Annotated in this window: 4 protein-coding genes; 3 read left to right on the top strand and 1 reads right to left on the bottom strand. The window is 47.2% G+C overall.

Annotated features, from left to right (window positions below; genetic code table 11):
• Positions 1-74 precede the first annotated feature (74 nt).
• Positions 75-1,505, bottom strand: coding sequence for a form I ribulose bisphosphate carboxylase large subunit (locus P5683_RS21800; protein ID WP_006623657.1), 1,431 nt, complete (start codon positions 1,503-1,505; stop codon positions 75-77).
• 513 nt (positions 1,506-2,018) lie between these two features.
• Between P5683_RS21800 and P5683_RS21795 the strand changes: the two genes are divergently transcribed.
• Genes P5683_RS21795 through P5683_RS21785 form a run of 3 tightly spaced genes read left to right on the top strand, consistent with a single transcriptional unit; the run spans position 2,019 to position 5,791 of the window.
• Positions 2,019-2,915: a LysR family transcriptional regulator gene (locus tag P5683_RS21795; RefSeq protein ID WP_006623655.1), complete on the top strand. Its 897-nt coding sequence runs from the start codon at positions 2,019-2,021 to the stop codon at positions 2,913-2,915.
• A gap of 24 nt (positions 2,916-2,939) precedes the next feature.
• Positions 2,940-5,168 carry a Na-K-Cl cotransporter gene (locus P5683_RS21790; RefSeq protein ID WP_315669479.1) on the top strand — a complete coding sequence of 743 codons (2,229 nt, stop codon included), beginning with the start codon at positions 2,940-2,942 and terminating at the stop codon, positions 5,166-5,168.
• 35 nt (positions 5,169-5,203) lie between these two features.
• Entirely contained in the window at positions 5,204-5,791 is a 588-nt protein-coding gene (locus P5683_RS21785) for an alpha/beta hydrolase (protein WP_006668584.1), read from the top strand.
• Positions 5,792-6,380: the final 589 nt, after the last annotated feature.

Here is a 6,380-nt window from a genome sequence, read left to right as displayed (position 1 = left end):
GAGCTACCTGAAAGGGGGGCACGAAGCCCCCGTGCTTCAGCCGGGGGTGCTGACTTCTCAAAATCTGAGGAAACCTACAGGGTGTCCATGGCCTCGAACTCGAACTTGATTTCTTTCCAAAGTTCGCAAGCCACAGCCAGCTCAGGACTCCACTTGCAAGCCTCACGAATCACGTCGCCGCCTTCACGGAACAGGTTGCGGCCTTCGTTACGAGCTTGGATACAGGCTTCGAGAGCCACACGGTTAGCAGTTGCACCAGGAGCATTACCCCAGGGGTGTCCCAAAGTACCACCACCGAACTGCAAGCAGGAATCATCACCGAAGATTTCCACCAGAGCTGGCATATGCCAAACGTGAATACCACCGGAAGCAACCGGCATTACACCAGGCATAGAAGCCCAATCTTGGGTAAAGAAGATACCACGAGAACGATCTTCTTCGATGTGGTCTTCCCGCATCAGGTCTACAAAACCCATGGTGATACCTTTTTCACCTTCGAGTTTACCTACAACTGTACCGGAGTGCAGGTGGTCACCACCGGACATCCGCAGACACTTGGCGAGAACCCGGAAGTGGATACCGTGGTTACGTTGACGGTCAACCACAGCGTGCATAGCGCGGTGAATGTGCAGCAACAGACCATTATCACGGCACCAACGAGCTAGGGTGGTGTTGGCGGTAAAGCCAGCGGTGAAGAAGTCGTGCATGATGATGGGGGTGCCGATTTCTTTGGCAAATTCCGCCCGTTTCATCATTTCTTCGCAGGTGGGGGCTGTTACGTTTAGGTAGTGACCCTTAATTTCGTTGGTTTCAGCCTGGGCTTTTTCGATCGCCTCTTGTACAAATAGGAAGCGATCGCGCCAGCGCATGAACGGCTGAGAGTTGATGTTTTCGTCGTCTTTGGTGAAGTCCAGACCGCCACGCAGACACTCATAAACCGCACGACCGTAGTTTTTAGCCGACAGACCCAGTTTAGGTTTGATGGTGCAACCCAACAGAGGACGACCGTATTTATTCAATTTGTCCCGCTCAACGGTGATACCGTGGGGAGGGCCTTGGAAGGTTTTCAGGTAAGCAATTGGAATCCGCATATCTTCCAACCGCAAGCCCCGCAGAGCCTTAAATCCAAATACGTTACCCACGATGGAGGTTAACATATTGGTAACGGAACCTTCTTCAAACAGATCCAGCGGATAGGCAACAAAGCAGAAATATTGATTGTCTTCGCCGGGTACTGGTTCGATGTGGTAGCAACGACCTTTGTAGCGATCGAGGTCTGTTAACAGGTCAGTCCATACAGTTGTCCAAGTTCCGGTCGAAGATTCTGCTGCTACTGCTGCTCCCGCTTCTTCCGGGGGAACTCCCGGTTGAGGAGAAACACGGAACGCGGCCAGAATGTCTGTATCTTTGGGCGTATAATCCGGCGTGTAATACGTCAGCTTATAGTCTTTTACACCAGCCTGATATCCGGCTTTCGATTTGGTTTGAGTTTGAGAGTAAGACATAACTCCTTTATATCTCCCTTCTGAGGAATCGCTCTTTAAATTTCCGGCTATTTGCCGATTGATTAAAATACTATCAATAAATGGCTTCAGTCAACCTTTAATATTGTTAATATTTCCATTACATTTGTTTATATTTCTTTGCAAAACCACATATCGGGTATCTGGGAAAAAATATCTATATCACTAAATGGCTAAAAAAAATATTAAGTATTGTAAATATAATCTATATGAAAGTTTTAGGGTTGGGATCTGAGCGATCGCGATCAAAAATCTCGATCGCCCCTCCATACCAACCGGGCGCAACTGAAAGCCAACAGATAACCCATGGGTTATACAGGGGCGGGAATTAGTCCCAGCCGGAAAAAGGCTTTCCGCTTCCTTCGGATCTAGGAACTGCTATAACCGAAATAGGTAATTATATTATATCAGTGTCAATCTATTGTATATTCTCTATATTTTGATAGACTTAAATCAATAGTACAATCATCACCCATTACTTGGAGGACAAAGCTGGTGATTCAGGCCACACTGCATCAGTTAAAGGTTTTTGAAGCCGTAGCGCGTCACGGTAGCTTCACTCGCGCAGCAGAAGAGTTATTGATCACCCAACCCACTGTCTCAAGTCAAGTCAAACATCTATCCCAAGCGGTGGGACTACCACTATTTGAGCAAATTGGCAAACAACTTTATCTTACTGATGCAGGTCAGGAGTTACAAGCGACCTGTCACGATATTTTCCAGCGCCTGGAACATTTCGATATGACCATTGCTGACCTGAAAGGCGCTAAACAGGGACGATTAAGTTTATCAGTAGTCACCACAGCTAAATACGTTATTCCCAGACTGTTAGGGTCTTTTTGTCAAAACTACCCAGCCATTGATATTGCCCTACAGGTGATCAATCACCAACAGATTACCCAACGGATGCTGGAAAATAAAGATGATCTATATATACTAAGTCTACCGCCCGAAGATATAGACCTTTGTACAAAACCCTTTTTAGATAATCCCCTAGTGGTGGTAGCCCCCTGTAACCATCCCCTCGTCGGTAAAACCCAAATTCCCATTGAAGCGCTGAACCATGAACCATTTATCATGCGAGAATCTGGGTCAGGTACCCGTAGGGCAGTGCAGAAATTATTTGACAAGAGTAAGGTATCAGTGCGGGTACGCCTAGAGTTAGGTAGCAACGAAGCGATCAAACAAGCGATCGCCGGAGGTCTGGGGATTTCCGTTTTATCCAAACATACATTAAACTCGTATGGCGATCGAGGAGAGCTAACCACTTTAGATGTGGTAGGATTTCCCATCCAACGCTGTTGGTATGCAGCCTACCTCAACGGGAAACAATTATCAGTTGTCGCCCAGACCTTCTTAGAGTATCTTCTCGAGTCCGGTAAGTCTAATTGACTTGGGTTGAAACATAGTGTGATCATGAAACTACCCTTTTTGCCATCTCCACCATCATCAGAACCCCCGCCAACTTCCCAAACCGGAGCAGGTTTAGGGACTTTTGGTGGTGTCTTCACTCCCTCAATTTTAACCATCCTGGGGGTGATTATGTATCTGCGATTTGGATGGGTAGTCGGTCAGGTGGGACTGTGGGGAACCTTAGCTATTGTCACCCTATCAACATCTATCACCTTTCTGACCTCCCTTTCCATTTGTGCGATCGCCACTGATCAAGTAGTCAGAGCCGGCGGAGCCTATTATATGATTAGTCGCTCCCTCGGTATTGAATCCGGCGGAGCCATTGGGATACCCTTATATTTTGCCCAAGCCATCTCCGTTGCTCTGTATACCATTGGTTTTGCCGAAAGTCTAGTCATCACCTTTCCCCAACTCAATATTAAAGTTGTAGCCATCATCACCACCATCATGGTGGCTATAATTGCCATTAAGTCCGCCAAATTAGCGATTAAAGCCCAATACTTCATCATGGCAGCGATCGCCCTATCCCTAATCTCCCTGTTATTCGGTAGTCCAGTCGAAGCCAGCACACAAGACATAGCAATTGCCACCAACCTCCCCAAAGTAGGATTTTGGCAAGTGTTCGCCGTCTTTTTCCCCGCCGTTACTGGAATTATGGCAGGGGTCAATATGTCAGGAGATCTGCAAAACCCCACCAAATCTATCCCTACAGGAACCCTCGCCGCCGTCGGCACAGGTTATGTAATATATATGTTGCTACCCGTCCTATTGTGGATGCAAGGGGATACAGAGAGCCTCCTAGTCGATGCGCTAATCATGAAACGGATAGCTTTCTGGGGACCCGCTATCCTGCTGGGAGTGTGGGGAGCCACCCTATCGAGCGCCCTAGGTAGTATATTAGGAGCGCCAAGAGTCCTGCAAGCCTTAGCCAAAGATGGCATTTTACCCAACTGGTTAAAATTCCTAGGAACCGGATCGGGACCCGATAATGAACCCCGTATCGCCACAGTTGTTACCCTAGGATTTGTATTAATCGCCGTTGCTGTCGGCGACCTCAACCTGATCGCCCCAGTGTTGAGTATGTTCTTTCTGACCACCTATTTGGTACTCAACCTAGCAGCAGGTATCGAGACCTTTTTAGAAAGTCCCTCCTTTCGTCCCACCTTCAAAGTTCACTGGCTATTGTCTCTGTTGGGAGTCGTCGGCTGTTTAGGCGTAATGTTCCTCATTGATGCGATCGCCACCATTATCGCGGCTATCATTGTCTTTAGTATCTATATTTGGTTAGAGCGACGAGAACTAGAAAGCGCCTGGGGAGATATCCGTCAGGGAATTTGGATGGCGCTAGTGCGTCGGGGTTTATTTCAACTGAGTTACACCCCAGACACCAAAAACTGGCGACCCCATATCCTCACCTTTTCCGGTGCGCCCAATAAACGTTGGTCTTTAGTGGAATTAGCAGCTAATTTTTCTCATAACGTCAGCCTGTTTACTGTTTGCACCATCTTACCCACAGGCTCCCGTAGTCCGACCCAAAGAAATGAAATAGAAGCGATTTTGCGCGATTATTTAGAAAAACGAGCCATAGCAGGCTTAGTCCGGGTGATTATGGCAGATAATCCCTTCACTGGCTCCCGTCAACTCGTAGAATCCTACGGAATTGGTCCTTTAGTACCCAATACAATTTTATTAGGGGATTCCCAATCCCCTGAACGTCGAAAATCATATTGTGAAACCCTAGTACATTTTCACAAAACCGCTCGTAGTGTACTCATACTAAGAGATGAATCAGATCGGGGATTTGGCGCGCGACAGAAGATTGATCTCTGGTGGGGGGGTCTTAATACTAATGGAGGCTTGATGCTAATTCTGGCTTATTTGCTGCGGACGAGTCTGGAATGGCGCGGAGCCGAAATTAATTTAAACTTAGTTGTACCCGACGAAACAGCAGCACTAGCAGCCCATACCAATTTGGCTAAAGTGGTTGCACAGTTACGCATTGGGGCTAAACCCAAGGTGATTGTGTCTCAAGGACAACCTTTCCCGGAAATTCTACGGTCTTCCTCTCAGGATGCCGATTTGGTATTTTTGGGTATGGCTACCCCCAAAGAGGATTTGCAGTACAGTAAATATTACGAGGGACTCCAGAAAATGGCTACGGGATTACCCGCTACAATTTTTGTGTTAGCTGCTCCTGATTTTGCCTTCTCTGAGGTGTTACAAAAAGATTAGGTTCACTTTTTTTTCAACCAGTAGTCTGAGGTGTTATGGGGCTGAACTTTCAATGGTCTAGGTTCAAGTTAGCTGTACTTTCGGCGATCGCATTGGGGACTCATATTGCGATCGCTACCCCAGTGAAGGCAGCAGAAACAATTATAGTTCGCCAAGGGATTATGTCTCTCTCTCTGGCAATCGAAGATTTAGAAACATTAGCCAACACCGGAAAAGTTCCCCCCGGACTCCGAGGTTATGAGCTGTTTCTGTCCCCCCAACAAAAACAACAAGTCCTGGGAGTCTTAAATTCTCAAGTAGGTATCCCACCCACCGCCGTCAGCAATTTACTGACAACCCAAATTGGCGAAAACATCCTTGACGAAATTGCCACCATTACCCGCACTCAGGACCCCCAAACCCGAGGCGCAGACATTAAAACCGCCCTATTAGAAGCAGCCGAAAGCGAGTCTGGGTTATCAATACTAGGGTTTTTACAAAGCTACCCTAACCCAGAATTGAGAATTGATATCGATGTCGCCTTTGATGTATTTAGTCGCCTCAACCGTTCTTTTTGGCAGACTCAGCAGTTTATGGTGGAAATAGTCCAACAATTAGGACCCACAGATGCTAATGTCTCTTGATTCTGCTCCTTTGACAAATAGGGTATCCACACCAGGAGCCGTGTGATGGGAAACTATCAAGCACGGTTCTGAATGGGAGAGGGTGAAGGTGACTTCACTCTCGACCCCTAACGCTTGAGGATGAGAGATGTGACCAGAAGCCAATGCCCGGCTGTAATGGACGGGATATGCCCACAGGTCACGGTGGGGATATAGATACTGCGGTCAGTAAGAGTATAATGGCGAGGACGAGTTTAAAGACTACGTGGTGCATATAGCTCTGAACATCGAAGTAGAAAGCAGGTCTCTTGATTCTGCTCCTTTGACAAATAGGGTATCCACACCAGGAGCCGTGTGATGGGAAACTATCAAGCACGGTTCTGAATGGGAGAGGGTGAAGGTGACTTCACTCTCGACCCCTAACGCTTGAGGATGAGAGATGTGACCAGAAGCCAATGCCCGGCTGTAATGGACGGGATATGCCCACAGGTCGCGGTTTGATTGTAAGAAATAGAGCCTAGTAGGAGCAAGAATTTAATCCAAGATTTGCTTGATATCTTAGGACAATAAGGTACAATACCCCAAAAGATTCGCAACTCAATAATGAATA

It is taken from the genome of Limnospira sp. PMC 1279.21 (assembly GCF_032349615.1).
GTDB lineage: Bacteria > Cyanobacteriota > Cyanobacteriia > Cyanobacteriales > Microcoleaceae > Limnospira > Limnospira fusiformis.
Note: the sequence above shows the minus strand (reverse complement) of the source record. Positions and strands in the feature narration are given on the sequence as shown.